Origin of the sequence: Rhodococcus sp. D-46, assembly GCF_011290655.1 — a bacterium.
GTDB classification, from domain to species: domain Bacteria; phylum Actinomycetota; class Actinomycetes; order Mycobacteriales; family Mycobacteriaceae; genus Rhodococcus_F; species Rhodococcus_F qingshengii.
Genome location: NZ_JAANTF010000003.1, coordinates 238,900 through 260,536 on the forward strand (window position 1 = coordinate 238,900; position 21,637 = coordinate 260,536).

Sequence of the window (21,637 nt, forward strand, 5' to 3'; positions counted from 1 at the left end):
CTAGACCTCTGCTTCCTTCTTTGCCGCTTCTGCTGCAGCTTCCTTCTCGGCCTTCTGGCGTGCGAGGTTTTCCTCGACCTCGGCGTGCCAGGCTTCGTTTGCCTTGGTGGTGTCCACCTCGAACTCGAAGCGCTGCGTCATCTTCTCGGTGACGTCGGCCTTGTCCACGTAGAACTGCTCGTACCAGCGTCGTAGCTGGTAGACGGGGCCGTCTTCTTCGCAGAGAAGGGGATTCTCGATCTTGGTCTTGTTCTTCCAGATCGCGACGTCCTGCAGGAATCCCTCGCTGATGCCCTCGGTGAACTTGCCGGCCAACTTGTCGGCCATCTCGTCGGAGACACCCGTCGGCTTCTTCACCGTCACGCCCCACTGCAGCACGAACGAGTCCGGGCTGATCGGGTAGTGGCAGTTGATCAGAACACTCTCGACCTCGTATCCGCTGTAGCTGTTCCACAGGGGATTGACCATGTACGACGGTCCGTAATACGCAGCTTCGGAGCGAAGCAGCGTGTCGCCGCCGTACTGGGAGGCCATTCCGATGTCGGGACGGCCCGTGGTGTTGAGGTACTGAGTGGCGATCTCACCTTCGAAGACATTCTTGAAGTACGTCGGGAAGGCGTAGTGGATGTAGTAGAAGTGCGCCATGTCGACCACGTTGTCGATGATCTCGCGGCAGTTAGACCCCTCGATGACCATGGAGTTCCAGGTCCAGTCGGTCCATTCGTCGCTGTACGCACCCTCGATACGAGGAATCACGATCTCTTCGGGCGGCGGATTGCCCTCGGGGTCGTTCCAGACGAAGAGCTGACCGTTCTGCTCGAGGGTCGTCCACGCGCGGGTGCGTGCGAGCGGAGGCACGCGGCGGGCATAAGGAATGCCGGTGCACTTGCCGTTGCCGCCCCAGCGCCAGTCGTGGAAGGGGCAGGCGATGGAATCGCCCTTGACCTCGCCTTGTGTGAGGTCACCACCCATATGACGGCAGTATCCGTCGAGAACTTTGATGTCGCCCTTGCTGTCGGCGAACACCACGAGCTTCGTACCGAAAGCCTCGATCGCGTGCGGTTTGCCGTCCTTGAAGGTCTTCAGTAGACCCAGGCAGTGCCAACCGCGGGCGAAACGAGTTTGCACCGTTCCGACGTCGATCTCGCGAATCTGCGCCATTGTGACCTCACATCCCTTCTAGCTGTTAGTAGAACACGTTATAGAACTCGATCCGGTTCCGCCAGATTTTGGGGGCACTTGTTACAGCATTGCGGCCACAAACGGGACCTTTGTCAGCGTCTCGACAGAAAAGAGAACGTGTTCTAGTCTCAAGTGTAAGTGAACCAACCGATCGAGGAAGACGGGAGCGTCGAAGTGGGTAACCATGACAGCCACGAGGTGATGCAGAGGCTCGACGCACTACTGCCGGCACTGCGCGAGCGCGCACAGGAGACCGAGGATCTGCGTCGTATCCCCGACGAGTCCATCAAGGCTCTTCAGGAAACAGGCTTCTTCCGCTTGCTGCAGCCGAAGCAGTGGGGCGGATACGAAGCCGATCCGGTGCTGTTCTACTCCGCGGTCAAGAAGATCGCCAGCGCGTGTGGTTCCACAGGGTGGGTCTCCTCGATCATCGGGGTACACAACTGGCACCTCGCCCTCTTCTCTCAGCAGGCACAGGAAGACGTGTGGGGCAACGACACTGACGTTCGCATCTCGTCCTCTTACGCCCCGATGGGTATGGGTGAAGTAGTCGAGGGTGGATACAAAGTCAACGGTGCGTGGGCGTGGTCTTCGGGTTGTGACCACGCCAGCTGGGCCGTTCTCGGTGGTCCGGTGTTCAAGGACGGCCGCGCAGTCGATTTCGTGAGCTACCTGATTCCTCGCGAGGACTACCAGATCGACGACGTGTGGAATGTGGTCGGTCTGCGTGGAACCGGCTCCAATACCGTTGTGGTCAAGGATGTTTTTGTTCCCAAGCATCGCGTTCTGAGTTTCCGGGCGATGAGCGAACTGACCGCCCCGGGCCTCGAGAACAACACCGCGCCGGTCTACAAGATGCCGTGGGGAACCATTCACCCCACGACGATCTCGGCACCGATCGTCGGAATGGCTTACGGAGCTTACGAAGCGCACGTCGAGCACCAGGGCAAGCGTGTGCGCGCTGCGTTCGCCGGCGAGAAGTCGAAGGACGATCCGTTTGCCAAGGTGCGCATCGCGGAGGCGTCCAGCGACATCGACGCCGCGTGGCGTCAGCTCTCCGGCAACGTCGCCGACGAGTACGCGTTGATCCTTGCGGGCGAAGAGGTTCCGATGGAACTGCGGCTGCGCGCTCGACGTGACCAGGTGCGCGCCACGGGCCGCGCGATCGCCTCGATCGACAAGCTCTTCGAGAACTCCGGCGCCACGGCGCTGCAGAACGGCACTCCTATTCAGCGTTTCTGGCGCGATGCTCACGCTGGTCGCGTCCACGCCGCCAACGATCCCGAACGCGCCTACGTCATGTTCGGAACCGGCGAATTCGGTCTGCCGATCACCGACACGATGGTCTAGAGGAGGCTCAGTGACAACCACCGAAGAAGCCCTCACCTACGAGTCCACTTCACGGTTCGCGCAAGTGCGCCCCGATCTGAAACTGCACTTCCACGAGGCGGGCGTCGGAAACGACAAGACCATCGTGCTGCTGCACGGCGGTGGCCCAGGCGCGTCGTCGTGGTCTAACTTCGCCCGCAACATTCCGGTGTTGGCGAAGAGCTTTCACGTCATCGCGGTCGATCAGCCCGGTTACGGGCAGTCCGACAAGCCGACGGAGCATCCGCAGTACTTCGTGCACAGTGCGTCGGCGCTCAACGATCTCCTGGACACGCTCGAGATCACCGGTCGCGTTGATCTGCTGGGCAATTCGCTCGGTGGTGGCGCTGCTGTTCGCTTTGCGCTCGACTACCCGGACCGTGCGGGTCGCCTCGTTCTGATGGGCCCCGGCGGTCTGAGTGTCAACCTGTTTGCGCCGGACCCCACCGAGGGCGTCAAGAACCTCGGAAAGTTCAGCTACCAGCCCACCCGAGAAAACCTCGAAGCATTCCTGCGGATCATGGTCTTCGATCAGAAGCTGATCACGCCGGAACTCGTCGACGAACGTTTTGCTGCCGCCAGCACTCCCGAGTCGCTGGCTGCGGCCAAGGCGATGGGTAAGTCCTTCTCCAGCGGTGACTTCGAGCTCGGCATGCTCTGGCGCGAGGCGTACAAGCTTCGTCAGCGTGTGTTGCTGATCTGGGGCCGTGAGGATCGGGTCAACCCTCTCGACGGCGCACTGGTCGCGCTCAAGATGATCCCGCGCGCGCAGCTCCACGTCTTCGGCGGTTGCGGTCACTGGGCGCAGCTCGAGAAGTTCGACGAATTCAACCGGCTCGCAACCGACTTCCTGCTCGACGGAGGTAAATGATGGGTATTCGATCTCTGGCGTACATGCGCATCGGGGCCACCGACATGGCTGCGTGGCGCGAATACGGACTCAAGATCCTCGGAATGATCGAGGGCAAGGGCGTCGACGCGGAATCGCTGTATCTGCGTATGGACGACTTCCCGGCGCGCCTTGTCATCGTTCCGAACGACACGGACCGTCTGCTCGTCTCGGGTTGGGAAACCGCGAATGCCGCTGAGCTGCAGGATATCCGTGACAGGTTGTCGGCAGCCGGTGTTCCGTTCAAGGAAGGCACGGCGGAGCAGCTCAAGGACCGTCGCGTCGTCGAGATGATCGCGTTCGAGGACACCTCGGGCAACTCCCTCGAGGTGTTCCACGGAGCTGCTCTCGAACACCGCCGGATCGTGAGCCCGTACGGGCACAGGTTCGTGACGGGTGAGCAGGGCCTCGGCCACGTCGTGCTCACCACCGATGACGACGATGCTTCGCTGCGGTTCTACCGCGACGTACTCGGATTCAAGCTTCGCGACTCGATGCGTCTGCCTCCGCAGATGGTCGGCCGGCCCGCGGACGGCGACCCGGCGTGGCTGAGGTTCCTCGGCTGCAACCCGCGTCACCACAGCTTGGCGTTCCTGCCGTTGCCCAACCCGACGGGCATCGTGCACCTGATGCTCGAAGTGGAGAACTCCGACGACGTCGGACTGTGCCTCGACCGGGCACTGCGCAAGAAGGTCAAGATGTCGGCGACTCTCGGTCGCCACGTCAACGACGAGATGCTCTCGTTCTACATGAAGACTCCAGGCGGGTTCGACATCGAATTCGGTTGTGAGGGGCTAGAGGTCGAGGACGAAAACTGGATCGCGAGGGAAAGCACGGCCGTGAGCCTGTGGGGTCACGACTTCACGGTGGGAATGAAGCCGTGAGTTCGCCCGACGCGTCGGTGAGTGCGGAGCAGGCGATCGATCCACGCCAGTTCCGCACGGTTCTCGGGCAATTCTGCACGGGTATCACCATCATCACGACAGTCGACGACGGTGAGCCTGTCGGGTTCGCATGTCAGTCTTTCGCGGCCCTGTCACTCGACCCGCCTTTGGTGTTGTTCTGCCCCACCAAGGGTTCTCGGTCGTGGGTGGCAATCGAGCGGACCGGTAAGTTCGCCGTCAACGTGTTGGCGGAGGAACAGCAGGCGGTGTGTGCTCGTTTCGGGTCACGTGAGCCGGACAAGTTCGCCGGCATCGATTGGACGCCATCGCCTCTGGGCTCGCCGATCATCGACAAGTCCCTTGCACACATCGACTGCACGGTGGAAACCGTGCACGACGGCGGCGATCACTACGTCGTCTTCGGTCGGGTGTCGTCGATGAGTGAGATCAAGACCGAACGCCCGCTGCTCTTCTATCGCGGGCAGTACACGGGCATCGAGCCGGACAAGACTGTTCCGGCTACCTGGCGTGACGATCTGGAAGCGTTCCTGACGACCACGACAGAAGATACCTGGCTGTAGGGGGCAAGCCCCCTGTGCGCCTTTTTGGTAGTGGTAACTACCAAAAAGGCGCACAGGGCCGGAGGCCCTACAGAGAAAAACAGGTATGACAGAAGTCGTCACCGAACGGCGTCAGCAGGATGCTACGACGCACTATCTTGTTGGATCGTCCGGCTCGCTTGACCGCCTCGATCACCGACGGCTGTACCTCGACCACCTGGTACCGGTCGGCCTCGACGGGCTCGCGTGAGAACGCCACCAAACCGAGCCGATGCAGGTTGTTCAGGTAGGCGCTGATGCGGTCCAGATGACGACAGCCCGCCAGTTCTCCGATCATCGACAGACCCTCGTCGATCATCTCCGAGCCGACGCCGAACGGCCGCGCCGTACGTACGTCCACGCTCGGTTGCGCACCGGAGGTGGCCAGCAACCGAAGAATTCGAGCTTCGTCGGGTGCGATCTCGTCAAGGATCCGGTCGTAGGCCGGGTGCAGATCGTCACGATCGGTCACGTCCGCGGAACGGTCCAGCAACCTGTCGCCACGTGCCCGCAGCGCCGCGAGAGTGGCCTCGACGCTCTGCTTGCGATTGGTTCGAGTTGCCATTGCTGCCCGTAGGTTCTCGGTCCGCGAGCCGTCTCCGTTGGAGTTCTCGGCCCGACGTTCGGATTGAACATTGGCCGATTCAGCGGCCTCTGCCGCGGCTTCGGCCGCAGCCTGAACGATCTGCCGCGTCGCCTCCTTCGCCGTTCCGAAAGCCCAACCCGTCAGCTTGATCGACGTGAGCGTCGTCGTGGCGGTAAGCCCGACAAGGCTACGGATCAGACGCTTTTCGACGGATTCGACCGGCGCGATGTCCGCAGCCCAGTCGTACGATTCCGCTTCGACGATCATGCGATGGTCGTGCTCACTCATGCTCATACTCCGAATATTGCGAGGTGTAGGAAACCGGCAAACGAGCCCAGCACGGCCCCGTGTACGAACAACAGCCACTCGTCCTGCTTGACGGCTGAGCGTAGTAGTTCGCTGAAATCTTCCGGTGAAAGGATGCTCATGCGGTCGGTGACGAAGACACGAATCTTCTCCGACTGGTTCTCGGCGAACTCCGCGTCCTCGAAGACCCTTGGGTACAGGTCGAGCACTTCGGTGGTGGCCAGCCCGGGCAGACGCTTGTAGCTCTGCGAACCGACGGTCATCTTGACCACCGACTTTGCCCAGCCGGCTGCGTCGTCGACGGATTCGCGCAGTACCTGATCGAGCATCCGCCGCGTTCGGTCCGAGCGGGGACCTTCGAGGAGTTCGGTGCCGATGTTCTCGAGCGTCACGACGTGATCGGCGAGGGTTTTTGCGTACCCGGCGATGATCTCGGTGCGGCGTTTCAGGAACAGTCCCTGCCGCCACGGCACCCAACGGCTGGGGGTGATCGGTTCGAAGATCATCGTGATTCCGAGGTAGTTCACGATGTACCCGATGATCACGCCACCGATGGGAAGCACCCACCACTGCGGAACCAGATGGAGGATTCCGACGAGCACGAAGCCCATCGGGAACCCGAAGTAGAAGCCGAACTTCTGCATGAACCTGAGCTCTTTGTTGCCCATCGTGCGGAAGATGTCGTTGAGCAGTTTGGGGTGCGAAGAGAGGTAGCGGATCACCATCAGCTTCGCGTCGATGAACTCGTCGATGTCCTCTTCGATGCGGTCGGTGATCATGCGCACGCTGGCCGGCAGATCGTCCTCCACTTTGCGGAAGACGGCTTCCTTCACCGACGTCGGAAGGTTGTGCCAGAGCTGAGGATTCTCGGCCGTCATGATTCTGGTGACCACGCCGCGCACTTCACTGCGAGAAATGTTCACCAAGTGCTCGGCGATGCTGTCCGGGTCCAGGACGCGATAGAAATCGGCGATGCTGCCGACTTTCGCGAGGGATTTGTCGACGGCGATCGACGCCATCTTCTCCGCCCGCGAGGGGACGATGCCTTGCCAACCGAATCTGCCGTCGCTGGTGATCGCGGGGATCACCTGGACGCGTCGGGGGAGGAACGGGAAGAGCAGTTTGAGGCCGGGCACTTTGATCCCGTGGAAGTTGATCGGCGCAAACAGCATCAGGACGCCCGACCAATTGGTGATGTACCCGATGATTCCGGTGAACAAAGGAATGGTGATCAACTGTTCGAGCAAGTGGTCCGGCACCGTCGCACATCCTCCTCATATCCGAGAACCTCACGTTCGGACATGATTGCCGAAACTTCGCTCTTCGTGGGTGTTTCGTTGGCTACTGCTGCGCCTTCCCAGTTGCGTCAGCATAGAGGCCCGACAATTCGGGCTGTAGGTGGGTAGGAAGTTGATGTAACCTCACGTACCGACGCCGGTTCTCTTCCGGCGCATCGTTTAGCAACTGCTGACCGAACCCTTTCAGCCCCGGGAGTTATCGCCCCGGGGCTTTCCTGTTTCGTCGCTCCGTGTGCCGCGATCATCAGGAACGAACTCGAAAAGCTCGCCGCCGAACAAGCAGCGCGATCCGGATGCCGGGGTGTCTATACCCCCGTTATGGCGAAGAAAGAGTTGTACGAGAGATCTGGGCATTGGTCCAAGTTCTCGGACGACATGTTTCCCGAAATGAAGATAGGCGGAGAGTCATTTCTCCTTCGTCCGACTAACTGTCCCATCACGCTCAGGTATTCGCCGCTCGCGGTCGTAGTTATCGCGAGCTACCTTTCCGCGTTCGTGAACTCGGCTCGATGTTCCGTAGCGAACTCTCCGGAGTTCTCAGCGGATTGAGTCGAGTCAGACAGATCAATCTCGACGACGCACATGTCTTCTGTAGTCGCGAACAAGTGCAAGCGGAAGTGATCGTCGCGCTCGACGCGATCGAGCGCTGCTACTCGACTCTGGGGATTGCCGAACGGGAGTACCGCCTCTCGATCAGAGGGGGAGAGGGGCAGTATCTCGGCACCGACGAGCAGTGGGCGGACGCCGAGGATCACCTTCGCGGAGCACTGAATGCACGCTCGATCGAGTACGTGGAAGCGAAGGGGGAGTCAGCGTTCTACGGTCCCAAGATCGACGTCCAGGTGCGAGACGCGCACGGCCGCGAGGAAACACTCTCGACCGTGCAACTCGACTTCAATCAACCGGAGCGGTTCGACCTCGAGTACACCGCTGAGGACGGATCCAAGGCTCGCCCCGTCATGATCCATCGGGGCTTGCTCGGATCGATGGAACGCATGACTGCGCTTTTGATCGAAAGGTTCGAAGGGCGGATGCCGCCGTGGCTGGCACCCAACCAAGTCTCGATTCTGCCCGTCGGCGACCGGCACCAGGTTGAGGCCGAGCGTTTGCGGGCCGATCTCGAGGCTCGCGATGTTCGAGTGGCGATCGCGCCTGACGGATCGTTGGCACGTCGCATCCGCGAGGCACGCACTCACCGTGACCCGTACATCGCGGTGATCGGGGACAACGAGGTGCACGGCGGCACCGTCGACGTTCTGGTCCCCGCGCGTGGTGGGCGGGTGGTCGTCGATGCGAGTGTGTTTGTCGCTCAGGTGGTCTCGGGCATCAAAGAGCGTGCCCTGCTTCCGGCAGACTTCTAGCCGACGGGAAGCTCGTGGAGGGCGCGCACCAGTGGCGCGAGTTCGGGTGTCTTGCATGCCTCGTCGAGCGCCGCCTCGAGGGTGGCGTCGTGCGTCGGCCGTGCGCTTTCGAGAAGCTCGCGGCCGGCCGGCGTCAGCTCGGTGTAGATGCCTCGACGGTCGTCGGCGCACAGGATGCGCGTCAATAGTCCTCGATCTTCGAGTCGATTGACCAAGCGCGTCGTGGCGCTGCTGCTCAGTGCGGCAGCGCGAGCCAACTGAGCCATCCGCATGTGCCAGCCGTCCTGGCGGCTCAACGCGTCGAGGACGGTGTATTCGACGACGGACAGTTTGTGCTCACGCTGGAGCGCGCGTTCCAGTTCGGTGTCGAGAGCGCCGTGCAGTGCTGCGAGCGTGCGCCACCCTTGCGAACGGATTTCGACGGCGTCGTCGGCGATCCCCATGTGATTCTCCTTGTCCGTTTCCTGCGACTCCAGGTTACCAGCTTGCGCATGTAGCGCGCGCGTGCAACTATTTATAGCGCGCCTGCAACTAATGCACACGCCCGCTAACGGCTTACGCGTAAATCTGTGAAAGGAACATCGAGATGCCATTGGGTCTCATTGCCCTCGCTATGGGCGGGTTCGGGATCGGCCTCACCGAATTTGTCATCATGGGCCTCCTGCCCGAGGTCTCGGCTGATTTCGAGGTCACCGAGTCCGTCGCGGGCTACCTGATCTCGGGCTACGCACTGTCGGTGGCGATCGGCGCGATCCTCCTGACCGCTGCCGTCACCCGCTTCGAGCGCAAGAAGGTCCTTCTCTCGCTCATGGTGCTGTTCATCATCGGCAACCTGATGTCCGCGCTCGCTCCCTCCTACGAGGTCATGATGGGCGGACGCATCGTCGCGGCGCTGTGCCACGGTGCGTTCTTCGGAATCGGCTCGGTGGTTGCCGCCGACATGGTCGCGCCCAACAAGCGCGCCGGCGCCATCGCGATGATGTTCGCGGGCCTGACCATCGCCAACGTTCTGGGCGTTCCGTTCGGCACGCTGCTGGGCCAGCAACTCGGATGGCGCTCGACGTTCTGGGCCATCACCGTCATCGGCGTCATCGCACTGATCGGAATTGCAGCACTCGTCCCGACGACGCCCGCCAGCACGACCGGTGGCGGATTGCGCGGAGAGTTGGGGGCATTCCGCAACAAGCAGGTATGGCTCTCGATCATCATCACCATCCTCGGCTACGGCGGAATGTTCGGAGCCTTCACCTACATCGCCTTCACCCTCACCGAGGTCACCGGCTTCGCGACGTCCAGCGTTCCGTGGCTGCTCATCCTCTTCGGCTCGGGCCTGTTCGTCGGCAACTTCCTCGGCGCCAAGGCGGCCGACCGTTCGCTCACGAAGGCGCTGGTCTGGATTCTCGCGATCCTGACCGTCGTTCTGATCGTGTTCGCCGCCACCGCGGAGAGCAAGGTCATGACTGTGATCTCGCTGTTCTTCATGGGCGCCTTCGGTTTTGCGACGGTTCCCGGTCTGCAGATGCGGATCATGAACTACGCGTCGGCAGCACCGACCATGGCATCGGGTGCCAACATCGCCGCCTTCAACGTCGGCAACGCACTCGGGGCATGGCTGGGCGGAATCACCATCGCCGCGGGACTCGGCTTCACCTCCCCGATCTGGATGGGGGCGGCGGTCACCGTCGCCGGTCTGCTGGTCCTGATCGTCGCGGCGAAGATCGACCGCCCGGCAGCGTCAGAGCAGTCGACGTCGAGCACCTCGCTGCACCCGACCGCCGCCTGAACCTGTCCACTGCGCTCTGACCCCATCGCGTGAACGTATCGCTCCCCTTGTCCAACAAGGGGAGCGATACGTTCACGCGGGTCAGGTGAGGCGGAATTCGGCGGTCACCCCGGAGAAAGGCGTGATCGCGCCGCTACCCCGAGCCTTCGACGCACCGAAGTGTTGGACTCGATACGTACCCGCCGGAGTATCGGCCGGAACATCCCACGTGATGCGAACGACGGAACCGTTGCTCCCGACCCGGCGCCAGTGCAGTTTGGTGGACCAGTCGTTGTCGTCGGCGACCCGTGTCCAGGATCCGCCGGTATTGCGTTGGATCTCGTAGAAGGTCCCGTTTCGGTGAGTGTCGTTCTTGGGGTGGCCGGTGACGAACTCGACGGCAACCTGTCCGCCTGGTGAGCTGTCGCCGGGCTGGACGGTCGCATCGCCGAATTGTGTTCCCGGCAAGGGCTCGTCGAAGTCGACGCCAGGTCCGAAGCTGGGTTGGAACCCGGACAGGTCTGCCGGAGCGGGGCCGCGAGGAGGTTCGGTGCCGTCGCGCATCGCGGCTGCAAGGGCGGCATACCCCTGCTGATAGGCCGGCAGTGTGTAACGGCCGAACATCGTCGAACCGCCCTCGTACTGCTGCGAATCGTATTCCTGTGGTGTGGTGCAGTAGCTCGAGTACGAGTTCGCGTATCCCTGGAAGATGACGTTCTCGAGGGGAACCCCAAGCTCCTCGGCGACGGTTCGACGCACTCGTAATCCGGAGACGATGGTGAATTCCGCAGGGCCACCGACGATGTAGAACTGACCGATCCGCAGGATCTGGATCTTGAGTACGTTCGGCACCCATCCTCCCGGTGGCAGCAGGCCGACCGGAACGACTACGAGTTTGGGCGCCTGTGCATCCTGAAGCCATTGAGGCACAGGAGCATCCATACCGCCCAGGGCGTCGATCATGGGGTTTCGGGTGCCCTCGGGGAAGATCGGGATTGCCGGTCCGTCCTCGACGCTTCCGGCGCTCATTGCCGCGCCGATCGCGGCCGGAGCGGTGCGGTGCTCGCGTCCGTCGGGGGTGAATCTTCCGCTCACCACCTGATTTGCCATGTCCAGGTACATGATCCGACTGTCGACGCCACCGGTGACGGTGTCGGACGCCGCGTCGAAGGCAGTTCGAGCTGCCGCTACCTGGCGCAGCCCGATGATGCGTGCGTTCTCGAATTCGTCTTCGGTCGGTCCGCGTCCGGGCTCGAGGAAGAGGTTGGGTGACATGTCGCCGCTGTTGGTCTGCGGAAACGCAGCAATGAAGCTGGTGTCGCCGTCGAGGTAGCGCACGCCCTGGTCGTCGTGCTCCCAGAAGTACGCCGCGGCGCCCTTGTTGTCCCCGGAGATGAGATGGTTCTCGTTCGTGAGCGAGGCGCAGTGGGTGGCGAACCAGTTGATCGCTCCGATGTCCTTGCTGCCCCGACTGATACGCATGACACGCATGTGGTGGTCGTTGCCACCGGGGTAGTAGGCCTTGTCCTCTTCGGGGTTGAGGTCGAACGCCACTCGCGATCGGTTGACGCTGGCGTCGGTGAGATCGGACCGCCCGAAACGGACCGTGCCTGGCGCCAGGTTCTCGTGCGCAGCGCTGATCGCCTCGACCATGCCGTTGACCTCGGCTTCGAACACCTGCAGTTCGAAGCCGAGAACTGCGAGGTTGTACGCGTAGTTGTGCGAGGCCCCGCCACATGCCGCGTGTGAATGGATGGCCGTCAACATGACGTTGCGTTCGGTGTAGATGTCACCGAACCTCCCGGCCAGTCGGCGCAGGACCTCGTCGTGAACGGACTGGAAGATCATGCAGTTGTCGACGCACACGTAGGCGACCCGCGACCCGCCGGACTCGAAGATGAAGGCGCGTGCGCGCATTCGCTGGTGCAGTCCTTCGGCGCGTTGGTCGAAGCTCGAGTAGCCCATCATGCCGACTTCGGCGACCGGTCCGGTCACGTCGGAAATTCCGACGCCCACCTGCAGTGACGCCGACGACTTGTCGGTGCGTGCGGGTGAAACGGTGCGTGCCGGCGAAGCTGCGACGGCCTGGTTCGTCGACAGAGCGGCGAGCGCAGGTGCGGCGGCAGCGCCTGCCAGTACGGTGCGTCGGGTGATCTGCACGAGTGTCCTTTCGGGCGGTCTGACGCGAGTTGGTCAACCGTCCGGGAGTGTAGCCCGAGTCACACGTGACCGAAAGGGGTGCCGTCGGCCGACACTCAGATTGTTGTGGCCTCCCCGAACGTCATCGCCAGGTTCTTGATGGTCGTGGTCATCAGGGCCCGGCGGGGGAGTCCCAGTTTCCGAAGCTCCGCCGCCATCGGGTGACTGCCCAGTTGAACCTCGGCTCCACCAGGGCGCGATTTGACGCCGGTCGGTGCCATGTCCCACGACGTGCACCTGGTGGCGCCGTCGAGATGTGAGTACGCGGCCAACGACATGTTGGCTCCGCCGCCCGGCACGCTGACGCCGGATTTCACACTCAACTGTGTGATGAGTTTGCCGTCGCGAGAGACCGATCCGCGCTTGACCGAGCCGACGTGCTCGGTGTCGAACTCGGCGAGCACCTTCGGGAATCCCCAGATTTCCCGGCCGGCGGCCTTGGTGAACTCGCCGTCCACCGGCAACTCGTGAATGAGTGCCCCTGCAGTTCCGGCAGCGAGCGAACGTAGATCTCCCAGCACCGAGGTTTCGGGAGGCGCAGTGTGGCTGCGCACCATGTACGTCACTCCGAATTCGTTGTACGGCCCCAGATCCCCGTCGATGTAGTCGACAAAAACCAGGCCGCACAGCGCCCGGCCGGGACGGTACTGGAGCACGGTCAAGCCGGTGTAATCGATGATCGACTGCGCGGTTGTGCTGGGTACCGAGTACAACGCCATGAAGGCAGACGCGGTGCGAACTTCGACGGGCAGCTCGACCTTCTTGCCCAGAATCGTGTAGCTCATGGCGCCACCACCCCGCGGAGTCCGTCGGAGCCGTAGACAGGTTCGAGCATCGAGCGGAAATCCGGTCCGCGGCGCAGCATTTGGCCTCCGTCGACGTTGATGATCTGCCCGGTGATCCAGGTGGAGTGCGGTCCGAGGAAGAAGGAAGCGAGTCCGGCGACGTCCTCGACCTCGCCGACGCGTTCGAGCGGCGTGTTGGCCAGGTAGTCGTCCAGGATGGGGCCACCGTCGGTGATGAGCGCGACCAGATCCGTTCGGGTCAGCCCCGGGCGGATCGCGTTGACACGAATGTTGCTGGCGCCCAGTTCGTCTGCTGCCAACTGCACCAGGTGGTCGACGCCGGATTTCGAGACTCCGTACGCGCCGAACCAGCGATGTGTGTTGCTGCTGGCGATCGACGAGATCGCGACGATGGATCCACCGCCTCCAGCCACCAGTGCCCGCGCGCCGTGCTTGATCGTCAGCATGGTCCCCGTGACGTTGAGGTCGACGGTGCGGCGCCAGGCGTCGACGTCGAGTTGCGTGACCGGTGCGATGGTTTCGTTCCCGCCGGCGCAGGCCACGACTCCGTCGAGCTTTCCGGTGACGGACACCGCCGCGGCGACAGCGGCGACGACGTCTGTCTCGATCGTGACGTCGGCGGGGGAGACGCTGACCGATCCTTCCGGACTCGACTGCCGGATCGATTCAGCGGCAGCTTCGAGTTTCTCCTTGTTGCGTCCGCAGATCGTGACGTGAGCGCCAGACGCAACGAGCGAACGAGCGATGCCCAGGCCGATGCCACTACCGCCGCCGGTCACCAGTATCGATGTGCCGGCGAAAGTGGGTATGCCCGCTGAGGCGGTGTCGTCGTCCATGCGTGTCTCCTGGTCGTTGCTCCGGCGGGCTCGCGTGCTGATTCTGGAGGATTTCCGATTCGGCTTCGGTGAAAACGCCCCACGCTATATAGGAACAGGTTCTACTTATTGAGGCAAGGGTTGTGCGAGAGGTGGAGTGATGGCTACCAGACCGACCTTCGATTTGATCGACGGACGCTTCTACAGCGGAGACCTCGGCAATGTGCGCGACGCGTACGCCTGGATGCGCGATCACGAGCCCGTGTACCGAGACGACGCCAACGGAATCACCGCGGCCGCGAGTTACGACGCCGTCGTCGCAGCCGAGCGGGATCCCGAACTGTTCTCCAACGCCGGTGGCATCCGCCCCGAAACCGGTCCATTGCCGCAGATGATCGACATGGACGACCCGCAGCACCTCACACGTCGACGCTTGGTCAATGCGGGTTTCACACGTAAGAAGGTCGAAGCCAAGGCCGGCCGTATCCGGGAGATCTGCGATCAACTGATCGACGCCGTCTGTGAGAAAGGAGAAGCCGACTTCGTCGCAGACCTGGCGGCACCGCTGCCGATGGCCGTCATCGGCGACATGTTGGGTGTCCGTCCGGAGGAACGCGCGTTGTTTCTGCGGTGGTCGGACGATCTGGTGAAGGCATTGGGAAGCAACGCTTCCCAGGATCAACTGCAGGCCATGATGGTTGCGTACGTCGATTTCACCGCGTACATGATGCGAACCATCGCCGAGCGGAGGAGCGACCCGGCCGACGATTTGGTGAGCACGTTGATTCACAGTGAGGTCGACGGCGAGGCCCTCTCCGATCAGGAAATCGTCAACGAATCCCTGCTGATCCTGATCGGCGGTGACGAGACCACACGGCACGTGCTCAGCGGCGGCATGGAACAGCTACTGCGCCATCCGGACCAGCGCCGGGAGCTAGTCGACGATCCCGATGCCATTCCCTTGGCAATGGAGGAGATGCTGCGGTGGTCCTCGCCGATCAAGAACATGGCTCGAACCCTGACCCGTGACACCGATTTCTTCGGCGCGCAGCTGAAGGCAGGTGAGAAGATGCTGCTGCTCTTCGAATCGGCAAATTTCGACGAGTCCGTGTTCCTGAACGCCGAACGGTTCGATGTCGGCCGCACACCGAATCCGCACGTGGCCTTCGGCTTCGGAACTCATTTCTGTCTGGGCAATCAGCTGGCCAGGTTGGAGGGACGGATCATGTTCGAGCAACTCTTCGCCAGGCTGCCGGACATGGAACTTGCCACCGACGCGCCGTTGCAGCGGCGTGCGGCCAACTTCGTGTCCGGGCTCGAATCGATGCCGGTGCGGTTTAACTCTTCTGCCCCGTCAGCCGGGTAGTTGGCAGTTAGGAGGCGCAGCATCTTCGGAGAGGGGGCTGCCCGCCGGATTGACGTAGACGACCTCGAGCACCAATGGTGTTGTCTGCGAGTTGTTTCCGATGTGCACATGATCTGAACCGCTCGGTTCGATCAAAGTATTTCCGGCGCTGTAGATCCCGTCGACGGAGCAATCGGATCGGTAGTGGCTCAACGTGCCCTGCGCGATCAGCGCGTAGAGCGTCCCGTCGTGGAAGTGCCAACCGGTGGAACCGCCGGGGTCGATGGTGATCTGGCGCAGGATGTAGTCCTTGCCGTCGAAAGTCACCTGCCCGAGGATTTCTCCGTGTACTCCCGTGCTCGGTGTTGCCGACGCATTGATCGGCGTCAGCGACAGTCCGATCGCTGCGGACACTGCAAGCAGAACCTGATGGCGTTTACGCATGAGCGGCCCTCCCAGACGGATGTGCTCCTGAGTGTCCTCCGACAGTGTCCGATTTATCCCGGTTTTCGTGGATCTTGCAGGGTGAAGGCAGAGGTATGCCCTTGAGAGGCGGTTACGCTCGTGTCATGCAGCAAGTCGCGACGAGGCGCCGGAGCCAGCCGCCGCCTGCGCGCTTCATGTTCGAGGCATTGATCGATCCGTACCGCCAGCCCGCCCGGCACTGGCTGGAACTTCTCGAGAGCGAGATCGCACCGGAGATCGTCAGGGCTGAAGAACCGGAGTTGGTGATCTGGTCGTCGATCTGGCCGGACCGACCCGACGCCGTCATCCGATTCGACATCGAGGCGGTCGGAAACAGCACGATGCTGCGTTGGACGCTCTTCTTGGACGATCCGATACCGCCCGAGGCAGAGGTTGTCAGCATGCGAAAGCGGCTCAACACCTTGATAAATGCGAATCTCAGGTTCAACTTCGGCCAATAAGTTGGATCACTGCCGCATTACTTGGTGTCGACTCGGCCGATCGGGTCGGCGTTGTCGCTGAATGCGGCCCGGGCCGCTGGCCAGCTGTTCTCATCGATGCGCAACGCGGTCCGAAGGTAGGCAGTACTCATCCGTTGGATGGCGGCGACCCGCTCTGGGTTCTCGTCAGTGGTCTCGGCGACTTCGTATCCGACGATTCCACCGAGTGCGTGCTCGGCACCGTAGAAGGTCAGGAGGTCGGTGGCTCCGGGGCTGTGCGTGTAGGCGTCGGTGAACCAGTCGGGTCCGCGGCTGGACATCTTGGACTGGTCGTGGTCGCCCGCGACGACGAGTGTCGGCGTCGTCAGTTCCTGGAACGAGGGGCGCATGAACGGGAAGTTCGCCTGCGCGAACGGATGCAGGTTCTCGCCGCCGAGACCGGTTGCTGCGAAAAGGATTCCCGCGGTGACGCGACTGTCGGACATGTCCTGGCCGACCTGGCCGGCCTCGTCGAAGATCCTTGCTCCGAGGAGTGACTGAGCGGTTTGCCCGCCCCAGGAGTGACCAGTGGCGGCAACTCGACTGCGGTCGATGCGGCCGGCAAGCCCGGGCACGGCAAATTCGATGGTGTCGAGCTGATCAAGGATGCGTGTGAGATCCGCGATCCTCTCGGTCCAGATCGTCGGGAAAACCGGGTGGTCGAACCCGAAACCGTTCCGGCGCGAGTCCAGATGTGTCGGCTGGATCACCACGAATCCGTGGGATGCCCAGAATGCCGTGAGTGGCGAGTATCCATCGAGGTTCCAGCCGTTGCCGTGGGAGAACACCACAACGGGGAGGTTCGTGCCTGCTGCCGGAGCAGACACACGTACTTCCAGCGGGACAGGTCGATCGGGGGCGAACAACTCGACGGGGGCAACGGAGACGACCGGGGCGCCGGCGCCGATGATGCCGTTCAGAGTGTCGATCATTGATGAGGTCATGGCAAGTTCCTTGCTGAGGCTGCACCCTGCGATACTGTTTATCGGAGCGTCGCTCCGCAACATTACGGAGCGTTGTTCCGTAATGCAAACATATGTCGTGAGTCAGCGAGGAGTGCACATGGCTGATGCGCAGGACGAGCAGTCGCGCGTCGCGTCTCCCAAGCAAGTCGGTCGCCCACGTCGGAGCGAGCAGGCGCTGCTCGACGCGGCGGCAGCAGTGTTCGTGGAGTCCGGAGTCGACGCTCCGGTGCGGGAGATTGCGGCGAAGGCCGGCGTCGGCATGGGGACGATCTACCGCCACTTCCCGACGCGTCCCGAGTTGGTGGTAGCCGTATACCGACACCAAGTCGAGGCGTGTGCGGACGCGGGCCCACAGATGCTCGCGGAGAGTGCAACGCCCGAGGCGGCTTTGCGGGCATGGGTGGCTTTGTTCGTGGAGTTCCTGGTAACCAAGCATGGGCTCGCCGGTGCACTACAAGGAGACAGCGCCGGGTCCGACGCTCTGCATATCTACTTCGTCGACCGCCTCGTTCCGGTATGTGACTCCCTCCTCGCGGCAGCGCTCGAGTCCGTTGGCACTGCTTCGCGGGTCGATGCGTACAACGTGCTCAAAGGCATCGGGAACCTTTGTATCGGTGCTGGGTCCGATGACCGGTACAAGGCCGAGGTCCTTGTACAGCTATTCATCTCGGGCGTACTCGCGCGGGAGGTTCGCTGACGCTCGGCAGTCAGATCAGCTCCGGATTCTCCGCGTACACCTCCTCGAGGATCGACATGTCGAACAGTTGCTCCGCCGTAATCTCCAGCCCCGCTTTCGACAGTGCCGCGATGTTCTGTTCGATCAGTTGGGGTGTCATCGTGAACAACCCGTTGGCTTTGGTATCTGCCGACACCACCAGATCATTCTGTGCGGTGGCTTCCTTGATCTGCTCTTCGAGTTCGAGGTTCTGGTCCTTGCCGTAGACCTCGACGGCAAGCCGTGCCGACTCTGCCGGATCGGCGACCGCATCCTTCCATCCTTGGATCTCGGCCTTCAGGAATGCCTTGAGTTTGTCCCTCTCGTTGTCGATGGTGGACTGGAGAACCGTGAACGATTCGGCGACCAACGGCAGGTTGTAGTCCGCGAAGAGGAAGTGGGCGTTGGGGAAACCTTTGGCGGCCAGTGTGATCGGCTCGTTGGTCACGTAGGAGACCCAGCCGTCCACCTCGCCGTTTGCCAGGGGGCTCGGATCGAACTGCGCGGGCACGATCGTCATCTGGCTTTCGGTCAGGCCGTTTGCTGCCAGGAGAGCTCCGAAGACGAGCTGATTGGAATCCTGGACGCCGATCTTCTTGCCGATCATGTCCTGCGGTGAGTTGATCGGTGCCGCAGCGGAACTGACAATCGCAAACGGATTCTTCTGGAACGTGGCCCCGACGATCTTCGCCTCCAGTCCGTCGAGCACAGCGGGGGCTGTGAGCTGCGGTGCGGACATTCCGATCCACACCTTGCCGGTGTCCAAGCCGGCTTCGACGCCGGTACCGGCTGCGCCACCTGCCACCAGGTCGACATTCCCGAACCCGGCATCCTTGTAGTACCCCTTGTCGAGAGCGAAGTACTCGCCGGCGAACTCGATGTTCTTGATCCAGGACAACTGCACTGCAACTGTTCCGAATTCGGAACCGTCGTCCGTGGTTCCGCCACTCGAACTGCTGGAGTCACTGCTACACGCGAGCAATGACGCACTACCGGCGACTGCGATGCCGGTCAGCGCGGAGTAGCGGAAGAAGGCCCTGCGGTCCAGCTGGCGGACGGGCTTGAATGGCGTCATGAATCGGAACACTAGGGCCAGTCGGTTTCGTTCAGTTTGCTTGGGAGAGAGAGTTTGTTGAGGTCGTGTTAACAGATGTCACGACTTGCCCGCCGAAGGACCGAAACGAGACAGAGCGATGCTTTCGAAGATCCCGACCACGGCGTAGAGGACGATCGACACCACGGTGATCACCACGATAGATGCCCACAATTCGTTGTACTGGTAGCGCGGAATGGCTTTGATCATGCTCGAACCCAAGCCTTGACCGCTACCGAGCCATTCGCCGATCAGTGCTCCGATCAAAGCGCCGGGCACTGACACCCTAGCGGCGGCGAACACCGCCGGAAGTGCGGACGGTACGGACACCATTCGCAATGCGGTCCAACGACTCCCGCCGTACGCAGCGATGAGGTCTTGTGCCTGAGCTGGAGCGGCGCGCAGACCGACCATGATCATGACCAGGGCCGGAAAGAACACCACTATCGCAACCATGACCGTCACACCCACGATTCCGCGGCCGAATATCAGGACGATGATCGGGGTCATCGCAACGAGAGGAACAGATCGTAGAAGCATTGCAACGGGCATGAAAGTCTGTTCGACAGTGCGGGAAACGACGAAGATCGATGCCACCACGAGCGCGGCAGTCATTCCGACGGCAAAGCCGACACCGGCGTCGCGCAGAGTGATGAACAGGTTGTCGATGATGCCCGAACGAGCGTCGGCGGATTTTGGGCCGGAGAACAGGTACTCCCAGACGTCGGCCGGCGTCTTTCCCACACGCGGGCCGACCTGGGGGAAGGCGTTGAGGAAGACCACCCAGATGACAAGCAACAGCGCCGAGGCGATGGCAATCGGGGCGAGGAATCTCAATGTTCCTCGTACCGCGGTCATTTCTGTGCTCCCGGAGCGCTCGTCCACGGGGTGACGAGCCGGGCGATCGCTGCGACGACGGCGTACCCCAGACCGGCGAGCAAGGCGGCGGCGATAGCCATTCCCCACGTTCGCGGGACGTTGTACGACGTCTGAGCGGCCGTTAGTGCGACGCCGATCCCGCTGTCCACCCCGCCGAGATACTCGCCGAGAATTGCACCCAGTACGGCCGAAGGTGCAGCAATCTTGAGGGCAGCAAAGGTGCTCGGAAGTGCGCTCACAAGTTGAACTTTGGTGAACTTCTGCCAACGCCCACCGCCGTAGGCGGCGACGAGATCGAGGCTCGTCTTGTCTGCCGATCTCAGGCCTGCGAGTGTGCCGACCATCGTGGTGAAGAAGCAGTACATTGCGGCGAGAAAGATTGTGGGGGTCCGGCCGCCGAAGACGACCAGGATGATTGGGCCAAGCGCCAAAAGCGGTGTGCAGTAGCTCAGGATCGCCAGTTGTGTGGCCAATCCCTCGATGGGCGGAATGAGAACGACAAGCACGGCAAGCGTGATCGCCAGCAGGTTTCCCCAGAGAAAGCCCTGCAGCGCACCGGAAGCCGTGACGGTGAAATTGGGTCCGTACAGCGACCAACCGTCGTCGAACATCGTCGAGACAACCACCCACGGCGTCGGAATCGTGCCTCCCGCAACACCGGCCGCCGCCAGAATCCACCAGAGAGCGATCAGTCCGCAGATGCCGACTGCACCACCGAACCACGTCGGACGCTTCAATCGGATCCGGCGCGGCACAGATGGCTGCGCCGCCGCGGTCGCGACGTTCTCGATATCGGTAATTGTCATGCGACGCCTGCTTTTCCGAAGAGCAGTCCGGAGAGGTAGTCGTGGATCTCGTGGAACTCGGGTGTACGCATCATCTCGGGTGTACGCGGGCGCGGCAGGTCGATCGGCACGACTTCGAGGACGCGTCCGGGCCGCGGCGTCATGACGGCAACGACGTCGGAGAGGAACACGGCTTCGGCGATTCCGTGAGTCACCATCAACGTGGTCGCCGGTTTCTCGGTCCAGATCCTGAGCAATTCGATGTTGAGCCGTTGACGGGTCATGTCGTCCAGCGCGCCGAAGGGTTCGTCGAGTAGGAGGACACTCGGCTTGACCACGAGCGATCGTGCGATCGACACACGCTGACGCATACCGCCGGACAATTGGGCGGGCTTGGCCTTCTCGAATCCTTCGAGGCCGACGAGAGCGATCAGGTCGGCTATCAGTCCGGGGTCGGGATCGATGCCGGCAACCTGAAGGGGCAGTTTGATGTTGGAGGCCACTGTTCGCCACGGCAGCAAAGCCGAATCCTGGAAGGCGATTCCGAGTTCGCGGCGCTTGCGTAACTCGGCGGGCGACTGCCCGTTGACAAGGGCCGTTCCCGACGTCGGATTATCGAGGCCCGCAAGGATGCGAAGAACGGTGGACTTCCCGCATCCGGACGGCCCGAGCAGAGACAGGAAAGAGCCTTCGCTGGTTTGAAGGGACACGTCGGTCAGCGCGGTCACCGACCGACGACCCATCTCGAAGGTCTTGCCGAGGCCGGAGATGTCGAGACCGGTTCCAGCGGGGCGAGGTGTGGTGACGGGACTGGTCATTCCCGCACAGTACGAACGTCCGGTTGCGGTCATGTTGC

Annotated in this window: 22 protein-coding genes; 9 read left to right on the top strand and 13 right to left on the bottom strand. The window is 62.2% G+C overall.

The features are described 5' to 3' along the window. Positions 1–1,161 carry a Rieske 2Fe-2S domain-containing protein gene (locus G9U53_RS09150; RefSeq protein WP_003945847.1) on the bottom strand — a complete coding sequence of 387 codons (1,161 nt, stop codon included), beginning with the start codon at positions 1,159–1,161 and terminating at the stop codon, positions 1–3. Between the two features lie 195 nt (positions 1,162–1,356). Here G9U53_RS09150 and hsaA point away from each other — a divergent pair, with 195 nt between their 5' ends. From hsaA to hsaB, 4 genes are read left to right on the top strand one after another with little or no spacing between them, the layout of a single operon-like run. Beyond that, the gene (gene hsaA, locus G9U53_RS09155) at positions 1,357–2,532 is read left to right on the top strand and encodes a 3-hydroxy-9,10-secoandrosta-1,3,5(10)-triene-9,17-dione monooxygenase oxygenase subunit (protein ID WP_039973406.1); all 1,176 of its coding nucleotides are present in this window, start codon (positions 1,357–1,359) and stop codon (positions 2,530–2,532) included. A gap of 10 nt (positions 2,533–2,542) precedes the next feature. Continuing rightward, the gene (gene hsaD / locus G9U53_RS09160; protein ID WP_003945808.1) at positions 2,543–3,421 is read left to right on the top strand and encodes a 4,5:9,10-diseco-3-hydroxy-5,9,17-trioxoandrosta-1(10),2-diene-4-oate hydrolase; all 879 of its coding nucleotides are present in this window, start codon (positions 2,543–2,545) and stop codon (positions 3,419–3,421) included. Next, positions 3,421–4,323 carry an iron-dependent extradiol dioxygenase HsaC gene (hsaC, locus tag G9U53_RS09165; RefSeq protein ID WP_003945585.1) on the top strand — a complete coding sequence of 301 codons (903 nt, stop codon included), beginning with the start codon at positions 3,421–3,423 and terminating at the stop codon, positions 4,321–4,323. The genes hsaD and hsaC overlap by 1 nt, the downstream gene beginning before the upstream one ends. After that, a complete protein-coding gene (gene hsaB / locus G9U53_RS09170) occupies positions 4,320–4,904 on the top strand; it encodes a 3-hydroxy-9,10-secoandrosta-1,3,5(10)-triene-9,17-dione monooxygenase reductase subunit (RefSeq protein WP_347570808.1) in 585 nt (194 codons plus the stop codon). Before hsaC ends, hsaB begins: the two co-directional genes overlap by 4 nt. A gap of 67 nt (positions 4,905–4,971) precedes the next feature. Here the strand turns inward: hsaB and G9U53_RS33475 are convergent, their stop codons facing one another. Together G9U53_RS33475 and G9U53_RS09180 are read right to left on the bottom strand one after the other, a co-directional pair. Beyond that, positions 4,972–5,796, bottom strand: a complete 825-nt coding sequence (locus G9U53_RS33475) for an Abi-alpha family protein (RefSeq protein WP_165638601.1) — start codon at positions 5,794–5,796, stop codon at positions 4,972–4,974. Positions 5,797–5,798: 2 nt separating this feature from the next. Next, positions 5,799–7,073: a hypothetical protein gene (locus G9U53_RS09180; protein WP_165638602.1), complete on the bottom strand. Its 1,275-nt coding sequence runs from the start codon at positions 7,071–7,073 to the stop codon at positions 5,799–5,801. Positions 7,074–7,540: 467 nt separating this feature from the next. Here G9U53_RS09180 and G9U53_RS09185 point away from each other — a divergent pair, with 467 nt between their 5' ends. Further along, positions 7,541–8,473: a threonine--tRNA ligase gene (locus G9U53_RS09185; protein ID WP_242692501.1), complete on the top strand. Its 933-nt coding sequence runs from the start codon at positions 7,541–7,543 to the stop codon at positions 8,471–8,473. Here the strand turns inward: G9U53_RS09185 and G9U53_RS09190 are convergent. Further along, complete coding sequence (locus tag G9U53_RS09190; RefSeq protein WP_003945852.1) at positions 8,470–8,916, bottom strand: MarR family transcriptional regulator; 447 nt, start codon at positions 8,914–8,916, stop codon at positions 8,470–8,472. The genes G9U53_RS09185 and G9U53_RS09190 overlap by 4 nt on opposite strands. 143 nt (positions 8,917–9,059) lie before the next feature. On the opposite strand from G9U53_RS09190, the gene G9U53_RS09195 reads away from it, so the two are divergent. Further along, a complete protein-coding gene (locus G9U53_RS09195; protein WP_165638603.1) occupies positions 9,060–10,256 on the top strand; it encodes an MFS transporter in 1,197 nt (398 codons plus the stop codon). 81 nt (positions 10,257–10,337) lie between these two features. Here the strand turns inward: G9U53_RS09195 and G9U53_RS09200 are convergent, their stop codons facing one another. From G9U53_RS09200 to G9U53_RS09210, 3 genes are all read right to left on the bottom strand, one after another. Beyond that, positions 10,338–12,395, bottom strand: a complete 2,058-nt coding sequence (locus G9U53_RS09200) for a neutral/alkaline ceramidase (protein WP_065456146.1) — start codon at positions 12,393–12,395, stop codon at positions 10,338–10,340. Between the two features lie 95 nt (positions 12,396–12,490). After that, the gene (locus tag G9U53_RS09205) at positions 12,491–13,219 is read right to left on the bottom strand and encodes an acetoacetate decarboxylase family protein (RefSeq protein WP_165638604.1); all 729 of its coding nucleotides are present in this window, start codon (positions 13,217–13,219) and stop codon (positions 12,491–12,493) included. After that, positions 13,216–14,076, bottom strand: coding sequence for an SDR family oxidoreductase (locus G9U53_RS09210; protein WP_165638605.1), 861 nt, complete (start codon positions 14,074–14,076; stop codon positions 13,216–13,218). Before G9U53_RS09210 ends, G9U53_RS09205 begins: the two co-directional genes overlap by 4 nt. A 139-nt stretch (positions 14,077–14,215) precedes the next feature. Here G9U53_RS09210 and G9U53_RS09215 point away from each other — a divergent pair, with 139 nt between their 5' ends. Continuing rightward, complete coding sequence (locus G9U53_RS09215) at positions 14,216–15,421, top strand: cytochrome P450 (RefSeq protein ID WP_165638606.1); 1,206 nt, start codon at positions 14,216–14,218, stop codon at positions 15,419–15,421. Here G9U53_RS09215 and G9U53_RS09220 read toward each other — a convergent pair. Beyond that, entirely contained in the window at positions 15,410–15,844 is a 435-nt protein-coding gene (locus G9U53_RS09220; protein ID WP_003945598.1) for a cupin, read from the bottom strand. The genes G9U53_RS09215 and G9U53_RS09220 overlap by 12 nt on opposite strands. A 125-nt stretch (positions 15,845–15,969) precedes the next feature. Here G9U53_RS09220 and G9U53_RS09225 point away from each other — a divergent pair, with 125 nt between their 5' ends. Then, positions 15,970–16,326, top strand: a complete 357-nt coding sequence (locus G9U53_RS09225) for a hypothetical protein (protein ID WP_039973407.1) — start codon at positions 15,970–15,972, stop codon at positions 16,324–16,326. A gap of 17 nt (positions 16,327–16,343) precedes the next feature. Here the strand turns inward: G9U53_RS09225 and G9U53_RS09230 are convergent, their stop codons facing one another. After that, a complete protein-coding gene (locus G9U53_RS09230) occupies positions 16,344–17,288 on the bottom strand; it encodes an alpha/beta fold hydrolase (RefSeq protein WP_165638607.1) in 945 nt (314 codons plus the stop codon). Between the two features lie 118 nt (positions 17,289–17,406). Here G9U53_RS09230 and G9U53_RS09235 point away from each other — a divergent pair, with 118 nt between their 5' ends. Next, positions 17,407–18,006, top strand: a complete 600-nt coding sequence (locus G9U53_RS09235) for a TetR/AcrR family transcriptional regulator (RefSeq protein WP_007734129.1) — start codon at positions 17,407–17,409, stop codon at positions 18,004–18,006. Between the two features lie 10 nt (positions 18,007–18,016). Here the strand turns inward: G9U53_RS09235 and G9U53_RS09240 are convergent, their stop codons facing one another. The 4 genes from G9U53_RS09240 to G9U53_RS09255 all read right to left on the bottom strand — a co-directional run bounded on the left by G9U53_RS09240 (position 18,017) and on the right by G9U53_RS09255 (position 21,632). Next, a complete protein-coding gene (locus G9U53_RS09240) occupies positions 18,017–19,099 on the bottom strand; it encodes an ABC transporter substrate-binding protein (protein WP_031332841.1) in 1,083 nt (360 codons plus the stop codon). A gap of 78 nt (positions 19,100–19,177) precedes the next feature. After that, positions 19,178–19,975, bottom strand: a complete 798-nt coding sequence (locus tag G9U53_RS09245) for an ABC transporter permease subunit (RefSeq protein ID WP_003945590.1) — start codon at positions 19,973–19,975, stop codon at positions 19,178–19,180. Next, positions 19,972–20,802 (bottom strand): ABC transporter permease subunit, encoded by an 831-nt coding sequence (locus G9U53_RS09250; protein WP_003945560.1) that lies wholly within the window; start codon positions 20,800–20,802, stop codon positions 19,972–19,974. Before G9U53_RS09250 ends, G9U53_RS09245 begins: the two co-directional genes overlap by 4 nt. Beyond that, complete coding sequence (locus G9U53_RS09255; protein ID WP_063315026.1) at positions 20,799–21,632, bottom strand: ABC transporter ATP-binding protein; 834 nt, start codon at positions 21,630–21,632, stop codon at positions 20,799–20,801. Before G9U53_RS09255 ends, G9U53_RS09250 begins: the two co-directional genes overlap by 4 nt. Positions 21,633–21,637 lie beyond the last annotated feature (5 nt).

Excerpts from the sequence above, each read along its gene's own strand:
- G9U53_RS09245 (WP_003945590.1), bottom strand. The coding sequence starts at position 19,975 with ATGACCGCGGTACGAGGAACATTGAGATTCCTCGCCCCGATTGCCATC.
- G9U53_RS09250 (WP_003945560.1), bottom strand. The coding sequence starts at position 20,802 with ATGACAATTACCGATATCGAGAACGTCGCGACCGCGGCGGCGCAGCCA.
- G9U53_RS09230 (WP_165638607.1), bottom strand. The coding sequence starts at position 17,288 with ATGACCTCATCAATGATCGACACTCTGAACGGCATCATCGGCGCCGGC.
- G9U53_RS09235 (WP_007734129.1), top strand. The coding sequence starts at position 17,407 with ATGGCTGATGCGCAGGACGAGCAGTCGCGCGTCGCGTCTCCCAAGCAA.
- hsaC (WP_003945585.1), top strand. The coding sequence starts at position 3,421 with ATGGGTATTCGATCTCTGGCGTACATGCGCATCGGGGCCACCGACATG.
- G9U53_RS09220 (WP_003945598.1), bottom strand. The coding sequence starts at position 15,844 with ATGCGTAAACGCCATCAGGTTCTGCTTGCAGTGTCCGCAGCGATCGGA.
- G9U53_RS09240 (WP_031332841.1), bottom strand. The coding sequence starts at position 19,099 with ATGACGCCATTCAAGCCCGTCCGCCAGCTGGACCGCAGGGCCTTCTTC.
- G9U53_RS09150 (WP_003945847.1), bottom strand. The coding sequence starts at position 1,161 with ATGGCGCAGATTCGCGAGATCGACGTCGGAACGGTGCAAACTCGTTTC.
- G9U53_RS09190 (WP_003945852.1), bottom strand. The coding sequence starts at position 8,916 with ATGGGGATCGCCGACGACGCCGTCGAAATCCGTTCGCAAGGGTGGCGC.
- G9U53_RS09255 (WP_063315026.1), bottom strand. The coding sequence starts at position 21,632 with ATGACCGCAACCGGACGTTCGTACTGTGCGGGAATGACCAGTCCCGTC.
- G9U53_RS09195 (WP_165638603.1), top strand. The coding sequence starts at position 9,060 with ATGCCATTGGGTCTCATTGCCCTCGCTATGGGCGGGTTCGGGATCGGC.
- G9U53_RS09215 (WP_165638606.1), top strand. The coding sequence starts at position 14,216 with ATGGCTACCAGACCGACCTTCGATTTGATCGACGGACGCTTCTACAGC.
- G9U53_RS09205 (WP_165638604.1), bottom strand. The coding sequence starts at position 13,219 with ATGAGCTACACGATTCTGGGCAAGAAGGTCGAGCTGCCCGTCGAAGTT.
- G9U53_RS33475 (WP_165638601.1), bottom strand. The coding sequence starts at position 5,796 with ATGAGTGAGCACGACCATCGCATGATCGTCGAAGCGGAATCGTACGAC.
- G9U53_RS09225 (WP_039973407.1), top strand. The coding sequence starts at position 15,970 with ATGCAGCAAGTCGCGACGAGGCGCCGGAGCCAGCCGCCGCCTGCGCGC.
- G9U53_RS09210 (WP_165638605.1), bottom strand. The coding sequence starts at position 14,076 with ATGGACGACGACACCGCCTCAGCGGGCATACCCACTTTCGCCGGCACA.